The sequence below is a fragment of the Ruania alba genome, assembly GCF_900105765.1.
Taxonomy (GTDB): Bacteria; Actinomycetota; Actinomycetes; order Actinomycetales; family Beutenbergiaceae; genus Ruania; species Ruania alba.
Genome location: NZ_FNTX01000001.1, coordinates 132,926 through 147,329, shown reverse-complemented (window position 1 = coordinate 147,329; position 14,404 = coordinate 132,926). Strand labels below are relative to the sequence as shown.

The 14,404-nt window shown below is 68.9% G+C and carries 14 protein-coding genes; 3 read left to right on the top strand and 11 right to left on the bottom strand.

The window, feature by feature from the left end:
- Nucleotides 1-4 precede the first annotated feature (4 nt).
- Both BLU77_RS00600 and BLU77_RS00595 read left to right on the top strand, forming a co-directional pair.
- Complete coding sequence (locus tag BLU77_RS00600) at nt 5-1,189, top strand: ABC transporter permease (RefSeq protein WP_089771226.1); 1,185 nt, start codon at nt 5-7, stop codon at nt 1,187-1,189.
- A gap of 60 nt (nt 1,190-1,249) precedes the next feature.
- Entirely contained in the window at nt 1,250-3,409 is a 2,160-nt protein-coding gene (locus BLU77_RS00595; protein WP_089771225.1) for an ABC transporter ATP-binding protein, read from the top strand.
- Nucleotides 3,410-3,434: 25 nt separating this feature from the next.
- On the opposite strand, the gene BLU77_RS21920 is transcribed toward BLU77_RS00595, so the two are convergent.
- The 4 genes from BLU77_RS21920 to BLU77_RS00580 form a co-directional block, all read right to left on the bottom strand.
- Nucleotides 3,435-3,590: a hypothetical protein gene (locus tag BLU77_RS21920; RefSeq protein WP_175476884.1), complete on the bottom strand. Its 156-nt coding sequence runs from the start codon at nt 3,588-3,590 to the stop codon at nt 3,435-3,437.
- A 37-nt stretch (nt 3,591-3,627) separates the two neighbouring features.
- On the bottom strand, nt 3,628-5,784 hold the full coding sequence (locus BLU77_RS00590) for an FAD-dependent oxidoreductase (protein WP_089771224.1): 2,157 nt from the start codon (nt 5,782-5,784) through the stop codon (nt 3,628-3,630).
- A gap of 102 nt (nt 5,785-5,886) precedes the next feature.
- Nucleotides 5,887-6,669 carry a 3-ketoacyl-ACP reductase gene (locus BLU77_RS00585; RefSeq protein ID WP_089771223.1) on the bottom strand — a complete coding sequence of 261 codons (783 nt, stop codon included), beginning with the start codon at nt 6,667-6,669 and terminating at the stop codon, nt 5,887-5,889.
- Between the two features lie 120 nt (nt 6,670-6,789).
- Nucleotides 6,790-7,779 carry an Rpn family recombination-promoting nuclease/putative transposase gene (locus tag BLU77_RS00580; RefSeq protein WP_175476883.1) on the bottom strand — a complete coding sequence of 330 codons (990 nt, stop codon included), beginning with the start codon at nt 7,777-7,779 and terminating at the stop codon, nt 6,790-6,792.
- A gap of 104 nt (nt 7,780-7,883) precedes the next feature.
- Here BLU77_RS00580 and BLU77_RS00575 point away from each other — a divergent pair, with 104 nt between their 5' ends.
- Nucleotides 7,884-8,228 carry a hypothetical protein gene (locus BLU77_RS00575; RefSeq protein WP_089771221.1) on the top strand — a complete coding sequence of 115 codons (345 nt, stop codon included), beginning with the start codon at nt 7,884-7,886 and terminating at the stop codon, nt 8,226-8,228.
- Nucleotides 8,229-8,241: 13 nt separating this feature from the next.
- Here BLU77_RS00575 and BLU77_RS00570 read toward each other — a convergent pair whose 3' ends face one another.
- The 7 genes from BLU77_RS00570 to BLU77_RS00540 all read right to left on the bottom strand — a co-directional run bounded on the left by BLU77_RS00570 (nt 8,242) and on the right by BLU77_RS00540 (nt 14,399).
- Nucleotides 8,242-9,030: an alpha/beta hydrolase gene (locus BLU77_RS00570; RefSeq protein ID WP_139177488.1), complete on the bottom strand. Its 789-nt coding sequence runs from the start codon at nt 9,028-9,030 to the stop codon at nt 8,242-8,244.
- Nucleotides 9,031-9,093: 63 nt separating this feature from the next.
- Entirely contained in the window at nt 9,094-9,444 is a 351-nt protein-coding gene (locus BLU77_RS00565; protein ID WP_089771219.1) for an L-rhamnose mutarotase, read from the bottom strand.
- A gap of 13 nt (nt 9,445-9,457) precedes the next feature.
- Nucleotides 9,458-10,786 carry a Gfo/Idh/MocA family protein gene (locus BLU77_RS00560; protein WP_089771218.1) on the bottom strand — a complete coding sequence of 443 codons (1,329 nt, stop codon included), beginning with the start codon at nt 10,784-10,786 and terminating at the stop codon, nt 9,458-9,460.
- A gap of 321 nt (nt 10,787-11,107) precedes the next feature.
- On the bottom strand, nt 11,108-11,773 hold the full coding sequence (locus BLU77_RS00555; protein WP_089771217.1) for a fasciclin domain-containing protein: 666 nt from the start codon (nt 11,771-11,773) through the stop codon (nt 11,108-11,110).
- A gap of 114 nt (nt 11,774-11,887) precedes the next feature.
- Nucleotides 11,888-13,510, bottom strand: coding sequence for a molybdopterin-dependent oxidoreductase (locus BLU77_RS00550; protein WP_089771216.1), 1,623 nt, complete (start codon nt 13,508-13,510; stop codon nt 11,888-11,890).
- A 59-nt stretch (nt 13,511-13,569) separates the two neighbouring features.
- Nucleotides 13,570-13,971 (bottom strand): type VII toxin-antitoxin system HepT family RNase toxin, encoded by a 402-nt coding sequence (hepT, locus tag BLU77_RS00545; RefSeq protein WP_089771215.1) that lies wholly within the window; start codon nt 13,969-13,971, stop codon nt 13,570-13,572.
- Nucleotides 13,971-14,399: a nucleotidyltransferase domain-containing protein gene (locus BLU77_RS00540; protein ID WP_089771214.1), complete on the bottom strand. Its 429-nt coding sequence runs from the start codon at nt 14,397-14,399 to the stop codon at nt 13,971-13,973. The genes hepT and BLU77_RS00540 overlap by 1 nt, the downstream gene beginning before the upstream one ends.
- Nucleotides 14,400-14,404: the final 5 nt, after the last annotated feature.

The following is a 14,404-nucleotide window of genomic DNA, read 5'->3' as shown; positions in this document are numbered from 1 at the left end:
ACCGATGACTGATACATCCGCTCAGAAGTCCGGATCTGGACTCAGCCCCAGAGGCAAGGACCCGTTGGAGTCGGCGCAGCTGTCCGGCGACGAAGACGGCGTCCGGGACTCGGTCGCACTCGCCTCACAGTCCCAGCTGGTGTGGTGGAGCTTCAAGAAGCACCGTGTGGCCCTCGTCTGCGGCATCATCTCCGTGGCGATCTATGCCATCGCGATCCTCGCCCCGTTCCTGGCGCCCTATCCGGCGAGTGCGCACAACAACGAGTACACCTACGCCCCGCCCCAGTCGATCCACCTGTTCCACGAGGGCTCGTTCCGGCCGCATGTGAACGGCTACACCTTCGAGCAGGACCCGGACACTCTCGCGCTGACGTTCGAGGTGGACACCGAGCAGGTGGTGCCGATCGGACTGTTCGTCCAGGGCGCCGAGTACGAGATCCTCGGCTTCATCCCCTGGGACAGGCACCTGATCGGCCCCACGGACTACGAGGGCACACCCATGTACCTCCTGGGCGCCGACGCGAACGGGCGAGACCTGCTCTCCCGCATCATCCACGGCACCACGATCTCGATGTCCGTGGGACTCATCGGGGTCCTGCTCTCGCTGTTCCTCGGCATCCTGCTCGGAGGGATCTCCGGCTATCTCGGCGGCAAGGTGGACACGGCGATCCAGCGACTCATCGAGTTCATCATCGCGATCCCCACGATCCCGCTGTGGATGGCACTCTTCGCCGCCGTGCCCTCGTCCTGGAGCCCGGTGCACCGCTATCTCGCGCTGACCGTGGTGATCTCCCTGGTCGGTTGGGTGGGGATGGCCCGGGAGGTGCGAGGGAAGTTCTTCGCCGTCCGCAACGAGGAGTACGTCTCCGCCGCGATCGCCGACGGCGCCAGCCAGAGCCGGGTGATGTTCCGGCACATGCTGCCCTCGTTCACCAGTCACATCATCGCGAACCTCTCGCTGTCCATCCCGACCATCATCCTGGCCGAGACCGCGCTCTCGTTCATCGGGCTCGGGCTGCAGCCGCCCACGGTGAGCTGGGGGGTCCTGCTGCAGGAAGCCCAGAACATCCGGGCTGTCTCCACTGCCCCGTGGATCCTGCTGCCTGGTGTTGCCGTGGTGATCACGGTGCTCGCCATGAACTTCTTCGGTGACGGCCTCCGCGACGCCGCCGACCCCTACAAGAACTGACGCGCCCGTCCCGCGCGTCCCACCTCACCGGTGGTCTCAGACGAACGACAGGAGAGCACCATGAACGACACTCTCGCCGACACCAGCCCCCGGACCGATGCCAGCCCAACGCCGTTGCTGGAGATCGCTGACCTGCACACCCACTTCGACACCGCCGACGGCGAGGTCCGGGCGGTCGACGGTGTCAGCCTGAGCGTGCGCCCCGGCCGGACGCTGTGCGTGGTGGGCGAGTCCGGGTGCGGCAAGTCGATCACGGCTCGGTCCGTACTGCAGCTGGTCGACTCCCCCGGCCGCATCGTCAGCGGCGCGGTTCACTGGGCGAAGCCCGGCGAGGATCCGGTCGAGCTCACGGGGCTGGAGACCGACGGGGAGCAGATGCGTGCGATCCGCGGCAACGACATCGGCATGGTCTTCCAGGAACCGATGGCCTCTCTCTCCCCGATGTACACCGTGGGGGCGCAGCTGAGCGAGGCGATCCGGCTGCACCGGGAGGTCGATCCGGCCGAGGCACGCCGGATCGGTGTGGAGCTGCTGGAGCGGGTGGGGATCCCGCAGGCCGAGGGACGATTCGACGCCTACCCCTTCCAGCTCTCCGGTGGGATGTGCCAGCGCGTGATGATCGCGATCGCGCTGAGCTGCGACCCGGCCCTCCTCATCGCCGACGAACCGACCACTGCCCTCGACGTGACCACCCAGGCCCGGATCCTGGACCTGCTCAAGGGGCTCCAGCGCGACACCGGGATGGCGATGATGTTCATCACCCACGACCTGGGCGTGGTGGCCGAGATCGCCGACGACGTCACGGTGATGTACCTGGGCCGTGCCGTCGAGCACGGCACCGTCGAGCAGATCTTCACCGAGCCGAAGCATCCCTACACGCGGGCGTTGCTCGAGTCTCTGCCCACGATGGACGAGACGGCGGCACGCCGGCCGTTGACCGCCATCCGCGGCATGGTGCCGCACCCGCAGAACCGGCCGAGCGGCTGCCCGTTCCGCACCCGGTGCGATTTCGCGATGCCGGGCGTGTGCGACGTCGATGCACCGCCGGAGACCGCGTTCGCCGACGGCCACCAGGCGTACTGCCACCTGTACAGCTCCTCCGACGAGCGCGCGGTACCCCTGCCCGCACCGACGGTACGCGAACCCATCGCTGCCGTGGAGCGCACCGGCCCGACCGACGACGCCCCCTTGCTCGAGGTGAAGGATCTCACCAAGCACTACGCCGTCTCGGGTGGCATGTTCCGACGGCGGAAGGGGACCGTGCACGCCGTCGATGGGGTGGACCTGACCATCCGTCCCGGGGAGACCTTGGGTCTGGTGGGCGAGTCCGGGTGCGGCAAGACCACCCTCGGGCGCAGCATCGCCAGACTCGTCGACGCCTCCTCCGGGGAGATCCTCTTCCGCAAGGAGGACGGCACCCAGGTCGATCTCGCGCAGCTGCAAGGCGCCGCGCTGCGCCGCTACCGCACCCAGGTGCGGGTGATCTTCCAGGACCCGTTCTCGTCACTGAACCCGCGCATGACCGTGGAGCAGATCGTCGGAGAACCGCTCAAGGCCAACGGCCTGGCCAGCGGGAGCACGCTGAGCGACCGAGTAGCCCAGATGCTGCGGCGTGTGGGTATCCGCCCGGAGTACATGCCGCGATACCCGCACGCGTTCTCCGGTGGGGAACGCCAGCGCCTGAACATCGCCCGCGCCCTGATCACCCGACCACGCCTGGTAGTGGCCGACGAGCCCGTCTCGGCACTGGACGTCTCCGTACGGGCGCAGATCCTGAACCTGCTCAGCGACCTGCAGGAGGAGTTCGGGCTCACCTACCTGTTCATCTCGCACGACCTGTCCGTGGTCGAGCACGTCAGTGACCGGGTCGCGGTGATGTACCTCGGGCGGATCATCGAAGAGGGGCCCACGGACGCGCTGTACCGGTCCCCGCAGCACCCCTACACCCAGGCACTCCTGCACGCGGTCCCGATCCCGGACCCGAGCGCTCGTCCCGAGCGCGCCGAAGCGGGATCGGACGAGCTACCGGACCCGATGAACCCACCGGCCGGATGCTCGTTCCACACCAGGTGCGCGTACATGACGGAGACCCCGTGCGCCACGGTTCATCCCGAGCTGCGCCCAGCGGGTGAGTCCCGCAGCGCCGCGTGCCACCTGTCCGACCAGCTCACCTTGCCGGGGATCGCCCGCACGCGAAACGAGGACCGCAGCGCCTCCTGAGGGCTACTTTCGGGCGCGCAGTTCGTCAGTTCCCTGCGGTCGACGCTGAGGGCCGTCGCCGCTGATCACATCCCACTGCCAGGGCGGCCAGATGTTGCCCGAGGGTGAGGCCCTGGGCGGCTGCTTGGGCGTTCAGCCGGTCGCGTAGCTCCGAGTCGACCTTGATCGTCGTAGCGGTCATACCTTGAGTATGCCGCGGGTCGGTGCGGGGGCGGCGATCAGTGGATGTTGCCGTCCTCGCGGTAGGCCTTCCACACATTCTCGAAGAAGTCGTCGTCTTCGGGGACGGGCCGCACGGGCCGCCACCGGAAGACGGGGCGTCCTGCCGGGTCATTCACCTCCCGGGTGAGGACCTGCGTGAACTCAGGCTCCGCCGTCGGGACCTGATCCGGCGCGCATGCGCCGTTCCCGCCGGACGCATCGGACGGGGACGCCCAGGCGGCCTCTTGCACCTCACCGGCGAGCGCTCCGCCGTCCAGGGAGAACCGGAACAGCTCGGGCAGGTCCAGCTCGACGTCGGCGTTCTGCCCGTACCCGACCAGCGGGAGCTGGCCCTGCGGGTCGGTGTAGAGAACGGACCCGCGCGACTTGCCTCCGTGGGCGACGTAATCGGCCATCGCGCTCAGGTAGATATAGGCGGTGGTGAGGATGTCGCGCACCAGGAAGGTGCGGTTCATCGATCGGCGCGAGGTCTGGTCGGCGCTGATGAGCTCGTCGTAGTTGCTCAACCACTCGTGCACCTGCACGAGGGCTTCCTGGATCGACTCCGGCGAGCGCACCGGCCCGGCCTTGGCGCTCATCAGTTCCTGGACCTGAGTCAGCAGGTCACCGGTGTTGTCCGGTGCGCCACTGGCACGGCGGGCGGCGGCGGTCTCGGCGAGCGCGACCGCACCCGCGACCACCGGCGCCGCGGCATCGGCGAACACATCCTGCTCGACCGGGGCGTCGGTGCGGCGGGCCGCGATGAACTGCGCTGCGCGGGTGGCACCCACCTGGCCGCTGTTCAGGGCGGCGCCACCGGGGCGGTAGACCCCGTGTGCCCCGCCCGCCTCCCCCACCGGGAAGAAGCCGGCCACATTGGACTGCCACCAGGCGTCCACGAGCAGCCCGCCGTTGTTGTGCTGAGCGCACACGTCCACCTCGAGCATCTCTTGCTCCAGGTCCACCTGCGGGTTTCGCTCCAGGTAGAACTGGTACGCGGGCTCGTTCATCGCGCGCAGCCGCTCGATCGGGGTGCCGAACAGCACACCCGCCTTCTCCAGGTACTCGCGCGCCTCCGGGGCGAGGGCGTCCGGGTCGAAGTCCTCCTGGACCGGGTTGGAGCGGAAGTCGAGGAACACCCGTCGCCCGCGCAGCACCGTCTCCCGGTAGACGAGCAGGTCGATCAGGCTGGACCCGTCGCGGGCTTTGCGGATGTCGAACGGCCACTGGTAGCCCTTGAGGAACACCAGGGTGATCAGGCGGCCGTAGTCCGGGATCGACTCAGGCAGGAACTCGCGCTCGTCGCCGCCGTCGGCGTCGGTGGAAATGAACCGGGGCACCACCTGCATGTAGGTGCCGGAGACGTTCCAGCGCGGCTTGATCGAGGCGAGTCCGAACTGCCACTCGGTGAGGTTCTTGCCATGCACGCCCGCGCGGTAGGCCGCACCCGAGGCGCCCCACTGCCCGTGCGGGAACACGCGGGTGGCGTAGATGCCGGCCGGACCGCCGGTGGCGTAGACGACGTTCGTGCAGCGGATCAGCAGGTACGGGGAGCGTTCGCCGTCGTGCGGGACGTCGGTGCGCAGCAGCAGCAGGCCCGCGATCTTCCCGTCCCGGACGATCAGGTCGACTACCCGGCAGTCGTCGTAGACGGGGGTGCCGTTGCGGGCGACCTTCTTCTCCAGCTGCTCCACCATCGAGCGGGAGGTGTACGGGCCCACACTCGTGCCCCGGCGGCGCGGGTCGTGGTCGGTCTTGTACCCGACGAACTCTCCGTAACGGCTCTGCGGGAAGGGCACACCGAGGTCGCACAACCGCAGGAAGCCACGGGCGGAGAGGGCCCCTTCGGCGAGGGCGTTGTCGCCGTCCATGGCCCCGCCGGAGAAGAGCGTCTGTGCCATCTCGTGCACCGAGTCACCCTCGGGGCCGGAGAGGCTGAGCTTGTAGTAGGTCTGCTTGTCCGAGCCGGCGTTGCGGCTCGCCCCGGCGCCGACCTTGTCGGTCACCATCACCACGTCGTCCTGACCGAACTCCCAGAGCCGGTCCGCCGCGCAGAACCCGGCCGAGCCGGTGCCCACCACCACGGTGTTGGCGGTGACGACGGGGATCTCGTGGCCCGCGATCGTCTCGATCGTGGCGCCGGGGATGTCGGCGGTGTCGCTCGTGCTGGTCATCAGTCCTGCCATCCTTCATCGCGAGTGCGGGCAATCTCGCTCATTCGGTGAGATATAGCCGAGATTGTGGGCACCCGGCGGGGGTCGGGTGCGGCCTGGTGGTCACAGACGCGGGATGTGCATCCCACCGTCGACGTTGATGACCTCGCCGGTGGAGTAGGGCATCTTCCCCGCGGAGAGCTGCACGACGGCGCCCGCCACGTCCGACGGCGCACCCCACCTGGGCATCGGGGCCAGACCGTCCGCGAACTGGGCGTCGTACTTCTCCTTCACCCCGGCGGTCATGTCGGTGGCGATCACGCCCGGGCGGACCTCGTAGACCACGATGCCTTCCGGGGCGAGGCGGGCGGCGAACAACTGGGTGGCCATCCCGACGCCGGCCTTGGAGACGCAGTACTCGCCACGGTTGGTGGAGACGAAGGTGGCCGAGACCGAGGAGACGTTGATGATCGTGCCGACGACACCGTCGGTGGTATGGCTCTGCTGCTCCTGCTTGTCCCGCCCGGCGAGCATGGCATTCGCCACCCTCTGGGTGAGGAAGTACGGGCCGCGCAGGTTGATGCCGAGCACCCGGTCGAAGCTCTCCGGCTCCGCCTCTAGGATGTCGGCGCGCACCGAGGGTGCCACACCCGCGTTGTTCACGAGCAGGTCGATCCGGCCCCAGCGCTCGAGCGCGGCGCTGACGTAGCGCTCGTGCGACTCGGTTTCCGCCACGGAGCCCTGCACGTAGAGCACCTCGCCTCGCTCGCTCAGCTCGGCGATGAGCTCGGTCGGTTCCGGGCGGGTCGCGAGGATCGCCACCGCATACCCCTCGTCAAGCAGGGCGTGGGTGATACCGAGGCCGATGCCTCGGTTCCCTCCGGTGACGAGCGCGACCTTGGGCACGAGACAACTCCTTGAGATCGGGGGCGTGTGCGCCCATCTTGCCCGATAACCCACGGTTACGGCAAGCGCTTTCCGGCTGGGCGCGAAGTGTCGACCGGAAGAGTTCGGCACTTCTCCGGGTCAGCGAAGGACGTCGTCGATGCCCGTCGCCTCGGCGAGCCTGTCTACCCAGGCATCGAGTTGCTCGGATGTTGCGCCTGTCACTCGCTCGGTCTGCGCTGCGGTGAGAGGACCGAACTGGGTGGCCAGCAAGCGCGCCAGCAGACGGGCCTCCCGTGCTCGCCCTTCAGCTCGGCCTTCAGCCCGCCCTTCGGCGCGTCCTCGTTCGAGCGTGGTGGACATATATGCCTCCTGTGCATCTGGACCCAGATCCTCGAAGAACCGACGCAACTGCGCTGGCGGAGTATCACTGACCTGGAAGGCGTACTCCATGATAGTCGCGAACATCCGATCTGCCCCGGCTCGGTGCACCAGATCCAACACATCCGGAGTGAACTGCTCCAGCACGCCGGCCAGGTGCTCCTGGCGCGGCGCGAACCTCAACATGGCCAGCGCGAGCCGGGCAGCCGGCGTCAACGGGGCTGCGAGAAGGTCCTGAATGTTCACGCCGGTCAGGTCGTGCAGCACAAACTCGTGCCGTGGCAGTAACGACCCCAAGGCACGCGCACTCTCGGGGTCGTACAACCCGTCCACACTCGTCGGGGCATTCCAGCGGCGCCTCCCCTGGTAGATCACCACCGGCAGCACGGCTGGCAAGAGCGGATCGCCGGGCTCCTGGGAGCGGTGCCGCCCCCAGATTCGGGTGGTGTAGTCCAGGATTCGCAGCGCCATCCACCGATCCGGGCTGGATTGGTGCTCAACGAGTACGAGAACGTGCGCCGGGTGGCCGTTCATGCGCGTGGTGAACAGTAGGTCACTATGGCGCGACTGCATGTCCTCGTCCACGAAGTCGCCCGACTCGGGACGCAACCCTTCGAGTTCCAACCGGCCGACGAGTTCCGGAGCGAGAACTGAAGCCAGCACGGAGGCGGCATGCTCTGGAATCCCGACCACCGCTCGGAACAGCGCGTCGTGCGGATGCGGACCACTGCTGCCTCGACCTTGTGCCACCGCCGCACTGTAGGCACGAACAACCACGCGCCGCAGCAGTCATCCACAGCCAGTTGATAGCCCCCTTGTTCCGGTGCGTGGGTCATTCGCTATCGTGACGAACCATGACCGAGTTCGACCCGCGCTACCCGGATGGCCGACCCCCGGAACCCGCTCGTTGGGCCGCAGGCCGGATCGTCGCGCTGGTGATCAGCGGGGTGGCCGCGGTGCCCTTCCTCCTCGTGGGCCAGACGGTGGTCTCGTCCTATCTATCCACCGACCCGATGACCGACCCGCACGGATACTCGCGGATCGTCGGCACCGTCGCACTTCTCGTGCTCGGGTTCGTGCTGGTCTGCAGCCTGCCGTTCGCACTCCCGCAACGTCTCCGCGCCGGTGCGTTCAGCATCGCCGGCGTCGCCCTGCTGGTCATGGTCGCCGCCCTGCTCATCGCCCTGTCGAACGGCTGACGCGCGGCCGCTCTCAGCGTGGATCGGCGATGAAGTCGACCACCTGCTGGCGCACGTCATCGTGCTCCCGCACGAGCGCAATCCCGTGCTCATCGGCCTCCAGCACCACCGGGTCCACCCCGGCAGCCGCACCGATCGACTCGGCCGGCCCGACGAAGGCCGCGTCCTCGGCGCCGACCAACACCAGCAGCGGTGCCGCCAACTCGTCAGCAGCCGCCACGGCGTCCACCACGGGCGCCGGCCCCGGCGGGTCGAACTCGGACGGCGGGGAGAGTGCGACCACGCCCGCCGGCGCTGGGTCCATCACTGCCGCGGCGCCCAGCGCGTAGGTCCCACCCATCGAGGCACCCACGAGCAGCACATCCTCGACCCCCTGCTCCCGCGCGGTCGCCGCGAGCCCCAGTTGCAGCGCGATCGGGTCACCGGACCGGTAGCTGGGCAGCCCGACCTGGTAGCCGGCGTCGGTGAGCTGCTCGGCGAAGAAGGCCCACGAGCACAGGTCGCCGTTCACCTGGCGGCTCAGGATCACCAGGGTCTCGCCGGAACCGGCCAGGGCCCCGGCGATCCCTGCCTCCTCATCGACCAGCCATTGCGAGGCCGGGAGCTCGGTCAGGCAGGTGAAGGACTCCTCGACCGCTGCCGGCTCGAGACCGGGCGGTGGCTCCGCCTCGGACGGCGACGCGCTGCCACTGCGTACCGCCGTGGGCTGCACGGTTGGTTCGGGCGTCGGCTCATCGGCCGGTGCCGCGCACGCCACAAGCAGCATCCCGGACAGCACCGCCGCCACCCCGAGTCGCCTCATGGCACGACCGTACGGTGGCCGACCACATGTCCGTGGCCCTAGCGCGCATCCGTCACCGGATCGTCAGATCTCGGTGGGCAGTCCGTTCGCCTCGAGCTGGTCCTCCAGGCTGAAGACCTCCGGTAGCAGCTCGAACCCCTCGTCGGGGTTGCCAGGGTTGGTGAAGAATCGCTCCATGCCCGCCTGCCACCGCTCGTTCACGGCGGTCTTGGCCATCGCCGCCTGGGCCGCCTCGTAGTCGTCAGCCTCGAAGTGCCCCACGAGCAGCCCGTCCGGGGCCAGGTACAGCTGGTAGTTGCGCCAGCCGGAGTCGCGCAGCGCCTCCAGCATCTCCGGCCACACCGCGGCATGCGCTTCGGTGTACTCGGCGATCCGGTCGGGCCGTACCCGATTGATGAAGCAGTACCGGGGCATCTGTGCGCTCCTCCTAGGTCAGGTCCTGCTCGGCGAGGTCCACGCCCAGTGCCAGCTCCTCCACAGCCACCGGACGCCCCTCGGCGAGCGAGATGTTCCCAGCGATTCCTACACTGACGGCACGCACCCCGTCCAGCACGCCCGAGGCGCGCCCGAGCGGATCGTCCTGGGTGCCGGGTTCGAAGATGTCCCGCAGCAGGATCGCATCGCCACCGCCGTGACTGCCGGCCCCCATCGGGATGACCACCTCACGGGCCGGCTCCCAGTGCCGCTGCACCACCAGCCGCTCCCCCGTCGGGCGCACCTGATCGCCGGCGGCGCCGTCGGGGGTGGCGGAGGGGTCCACCACGTTCGGGTTGTCCACCCACCCACGCTCGACCACGTCGAGCTCGGCGCGGCCCTCGGTGCCGTTCACGGTGACCCGGTAGCCCTCCCACGGGGCGTGCGCGTTCAGCGAGTAGGTGAGGAACGCACCATTGGCGTAGTCCACGGTGAGGCCGAGGTTGTCCTCGATGGTGATCCCGGGGGTGAAGACGTCCTGATCTCGCACGTACCCGTCGTGTTCCTCGGCGTCCAGGTAGAGCGCCTTGAGCTTGGGGTCGGCGGCCATGTTGATCGCCCAGGGGTCCCCAGCGACGGCGTCCCGGCCCTTCGCCGGCCGCTCGCCTGCACCTGCCGCACCTGCGCCGTCGGGCCCGTAGAACTTCAGCCCGCCCGTGGCGTAGACACGGGCGGGGCTGGCGCCGATCCACCAGTTCACCAGGTCGAAGTGGTGGGAGGACTTGTGCACCAGGAGGCCCCCGGAGTTGTCCTTCTGGCGGTGCCAGCGGCGGAAGTAGTCCGCGCCGTGCACCGTGTCGAGGGCCCACTCGAAGTGGACCGAGAGGACCCGACCGATCTCACCGCCGGCGATCACCCGGCGCAGCTCGGAGTTGCGCGGGGAATACCGGTAGTTGAACGTCATCACCAGGTCACGGCCCGTCTCGCGCATCGTCTCAGTGATCACGCGCACCCCCTCGGCCGTGGTGGTGAGCGGCTTCTCCACGACGACGTCCGCACCGGCGCGCATGGATCGTGCCACCAGGTCGGCGTGCGAGTGGTCCGGGGAGGTCACCACCACGCGGTCGATGCGCTGCTCGGCGATCATCCGCTCCAGGTCGGCCGCCTCGTAGCGGGGCACGTCGAAGGAGAGGTCTGCGCCGTGATAGGCGGCACGCGCCGGGTTCGGCTCGCACACCGCAACGAGCTCGCCGACGTGGGCGTAGGCGTCGGTGAGAGAGCTGAGGTACATCGTGGAACGGGTACCCGTTCCGGCGACGGCGTAACGGCGGCGAGTGGTCATCGTGGACTTCTCCAGTGGTCGGGTCCGGGACGGACAGTGCACCACTATAGGCGAGAGACCGGTTTCTCGGACCGCCCGGTCACGTGCTGGGACGGGCGAGGAATCCACCCGGCAGGTCTGACACAGGTTCGGCAGAGTGACCTACCGCCGTGGTTCAGACCGCACTCGGTATGTCAGTTGCCGGCGAATTGTCACCTCGACGCTGGTGAAGATCACACGGACGGGTGCCCGTGATGCCGATTGTTCGTCAGGACGACGATGGCGCCGGGACCTCTCGGGTCCCGGCGCCATCGTGCGTGTGCGTATCAGTCGAGCCTGCGATCACTCGCTCGGCGGAAGCAGTACCCCATCGATGATGTAGACGGTGGCGTTGGCGGTCTGCACGTTCCCGCACACCACGGCAGCGCCGTCGGCACCGACGGTGAAGTCCTCACCGGAGCCCTCCACGGTCAGTTCCGCACCCTGCAGGGTCTCGAAGGTGCCCGCGAGGTCCTCCGGGGCAAGCCGCTCCGGCACCACGTGGTAGGTCAGGACTTGGGTCAGCAGTCCGGACGGGTCGGCCTGTGCTGCCTCGACGGTCTCGGCCGGCAGCGCCTCGAAGGCGGCGTTCGCCGGGGCGAACACCGTGATGTCCTCCGCGCCGTTCAGGGTGTCACCCAGCTCGGCGAGAGTCACCATGTCCACCAGGGTGGACAGCGCGGGGTTGTTGCTCGCCGCGGTGGCGACCGGGTCTTGCGCCATCCCGTCGAAGCTTCCCGGGCCATCGGCGGGGATGTCGGCGCACGCGGGGCCGAACTGAGCAGCCACCGCTTCCGCCTCTTCCTCGGTCGGCTCCTCGGCGGGCTCCTCGGCTGTCTCCTCGGAGGTGGTCTCTTCGGCACCGGTCTCGGTACCGTCGGTGTCGGTCTCGCCGCCCGAGCAGGCGGCCAGGGTCAGGGCGGCCGCGATGGTCAGGGCCGGCGCCAGAGTGCGGATCTTCACGGTCATTCTCCTTGGATCGGGCGACTGAGTGTCAGTCATCTGTGGGTCTGTCAGGAGGGGTTCGGAGCCCGTGCGGGACCGGATGGGTCCTGATCGCACAGAGTTTTCGGTCTAGCCGGTTCAGTCCTCGACCATGAAGGCGATGGAGTGCCATCCCCGTGCGCCGTCCGGCACCGGATCGGTCCGTTCCTCCGGTTGGGTCGCACCGGTGCTGTCCGTAGCTCGGACCTGCACGTCATGCCGCCCGGTTCCCGTGCTCTCCCAGGTGAACTGCCACTGACGCCACAGGTCCGCACCGCCATCGGCGGCGAGCTCGGCGGCCTGCCACGGTCCGCCGTCCACCCTCACCTCGACCATGTCGACGCCGCGTTGCTGCGCCCACGCAACGCCGGCCATCGTCACCTGACCGGCCGGCACACGCTCCAACGATCCCGGTACGTCGATGCGGGCCTGGGTGAGCACCGGGGCATCGGTCGCCCACCCTCGTTCGGTCCAGTACGCCTGATCGGCGGCATAGGTGGACAGCCGCAGATCCGTGAGCCACTTCGCCGCCGAGACAAAGCCGAACAATCCGGGCACGATCAACCGTGCGGGGAAACCTCGCTCGACCGGGAGTTGCTCCCCGTTGAGCCCCACCACCAGCATGGCGTCGCGGCCGTCGGTGGCGGCTGCCAGGGGGATGCTCATGGTCAGGCCGTCGGCACTCTCGGTGAAGATCTGGTCGGCCTCCGGCTGCACGCCCACCTGCTCGAGAAGATCCACCAGCGGGACTCCGAGCCATCGACCCGTGCTCACGTACGGACCACCCACCGGGTTGGAGACGCAGGTCAGCGTGATCCACCGCTCGGTGAGCGGCATGTCGAGGATGTCCTGGTAGAGCAGCGTGACCGGGCGGTCGACGAGCCCACCGATGGGCAAGGACCACGTATCCACATCGATCCGCGGGGTGCTCAGGGCGATGTCCACGCGGTAGAAGTCGTCCGAAGCGGTTCGGAAGGGCGTCATCCCGGGCACCTCGAGCTGGACACCACCCGGCAGTGCCGCCGCAGGGTCGGCAGCCTCGGGCAGGACGAGGTCACGACCGAGCGCTGCATCCCCACTGCGCAGGCCGGTGAGGAGCGCGCCACCACCGACCCCGGCCGCCGCGAGCAGGGTAGGTCCACCGATCAGTACACCGCGACGGCTCGGGACGAACCGCCCGGTCCGCACATGCGGGCCGTCCAGAGGGGACTCCGAGACTGGCGAGCCATCGCTGTCGGCGTCGGCGCCTCCGCCTGTCCGCCCTCGGAGACCAGCCAGCACCCAGAGCATCCCCGCGGCCGCCACTGCGCCCGCTACAGCGCCCGGCACCGCAGCCAGCACGCCAGGCGTTCGCGTCAGGGCGGCAGCTGCGGCCACGGCACCGAGGGCCAGCATCCCGGTCACCCCCACCCAAGGGCGACGGCTGGCCAGCAGGCCCAGGGTCGCCGTCAGCAGGATGAGGACGACCGCCATCCCGGCCAGCAGCACCGGCTTGTCGGCATTGCCGAACGTACGGACCGCGAACTCCTTCACGGGAGTGGGTGCGGCATCGATCGCTACGCTGCCCACCGCCAGCAGCGGCGAGGCAGCGGGCACGGTGAGGGCCGCGACGGTGTGCGCCACCCCGATCCCGGCGGCCGCGGAGACAACCCCGGTCAGCGCATGGCGGGCGCGCGGAAGACGGGACGGGGCAGCGGCGCGACGGCCACGAGTTCCTGGCATGCTCGTGGTTCGCAGCCACGGACAGTTCGGATGGGAACGCTACGGGCTGTGGACCTCGATCATCGTGTCGCCGTCGCCGCCAGAGCGCCGACAAGGCGCTTCAGATCACCCAGGTGCGAACGGAGGATCTGCCGCACCTGGTCGTCGTCGATCTCGGCGTACCCGTGGACCAAGAGGTCGCGGAATCGAGCCATCCGCTGGGCGACGTCCGAGGTCTCACCGTCGAGACAACCTACCTCGGCCAGCACCACGAACGTGTCCGCGTACGTCTCCGGTCCCCGCAATCCTCGTGAGCCGATGACGTGCCTGCCCGCACTCGCGAGCCCTTCGATCGCCGTCACCAATCGGTACTTCGCGGCGTCGAGGTCCGTCTCCGATTCCGCGGTGCCCAGCGCTTCCAGCCGCTCGATGTCGGCGGCGACACGATCGAGGATCGAGCGCAGTCGAGTGGGATCAACCATCAGAGCATCCGCGCGCGAGCCGCGAGGAGCTCGCGATCGAGCGGTTCGGCGACCAGCGCATGGTCGAGTGCCATGCGTCCATACAGATCTTCGTACCGGACACGCGCCGGCTCGTCGTCCGAGTAGAGGACGATGCGGTCGCGCAGAGCCCTCGCCACCAGGCGCAGGGGAGCGTCGTCGAGAACCACGAGGTCAACCTCACGGTCGGCGACATGCTGCACCGTCCCGATCCGGCCCAGCAGGTCGAGCAGGTCATAGGGCGCCTGCCCGCAATGCACGGCAAGATCGATGTCGTTCCCTCGGGCGGGGTCATCGCCGGAGCGGATGCTGCGCGCCACGGAGCCGATGAGGTAGCAGAACACCACGGGCGAGTCGGCGAACGCCTCCTGCGCTGCGCCGCCGAGGCGCTCGACGAGCCCGGTACCCATGGCTA

Bases quoted from the DNA above. Each gene is read 5' to 3' on its own strand.
- BLU77_RS21920 (WP_175476884.1), bottom strand. From the start codon at position 3,590: ATGACCGCTACGACGATCAAGGTCGACTCGGAGCTACGCGACCGGCTG.
- hepT (WP_089771215.1), bottom strand. From the start codon at position 13,971: ATGGTTGATCCCACTCGACTGCGCTCGATCCTCGATCGTGTCGCCGCC.
- BLU77_RS00560 (WP_089771218.1), bottom strand. From the start codon at position 10,786: ATGACCACTCGCCGCCGTTACGCCGTCGCCGGAACGGGTACCCGTTCC.
- BLU77_RS00555 (WP_089771217.1), bottom strand. From the start codon at position 11,773: ATGACCGTGAAGATCCGCACTCTGGCGCCGGCCCTGACCATCGCGGCC.
- BLU77_RS00540 (WP_089771214.1), bottom strand. From the start codon at position 14,399: ATGGGTACCGGGCTCGTCGAGCGCCTCGGCGGCGCAGCGCAGGAGGCG.
- BLU77_RS00565 (WP_089771219.1), bottom strand. From the start codon at position 9,444: ATGCCCCGGTACTGCTTCATCAATCGGGTACGGCCCGACCGGATCGCC.
- BLU77_RS00570 (WP_139177488.1), bottom strand. From the start codon at position 9,030: ATGAGGCGACTCGGGGTGGCGGCGGTGCTGTCCGGGATGCTGCTTGTG.
- BLU77_RS00600 (WP_089771226.1), top strand. From the start codon at position 5: ATGACTGATACATCCGCTCAGAAGTCCGGATCTGGACTCAGCCCCAGA.
- BLU77_RS00590 (WP_089771224.1), bottom strand. From the start codon at position 5,784: ATGACCAGCACGAGCGACACCGCCGACATCCCCGGCGCCACGATCGAG.
- BLU77_RS00575 (WP_089771221.1), top strand. From the start codon at position 7,884: ATGACCGAGTTCGACCCGCGCTACCCGGATGGCCGACCCCCGGAACCC.
- BLU77_RS00550 (WP_089771216.1), bottom strand. From the start codon at position 13,510: ATGCCAGGAACTCGTGGCCGTCGCGCCGCTGCCCCGTCCCGTCTTCCG.
- BLU77_RS00595 (WP_089771225.1), top strand. From the start codon at position 1,250: ATGAACGACACTCTCGCCGACACCAGCCCCCGGACCGATGCCAGCCCA.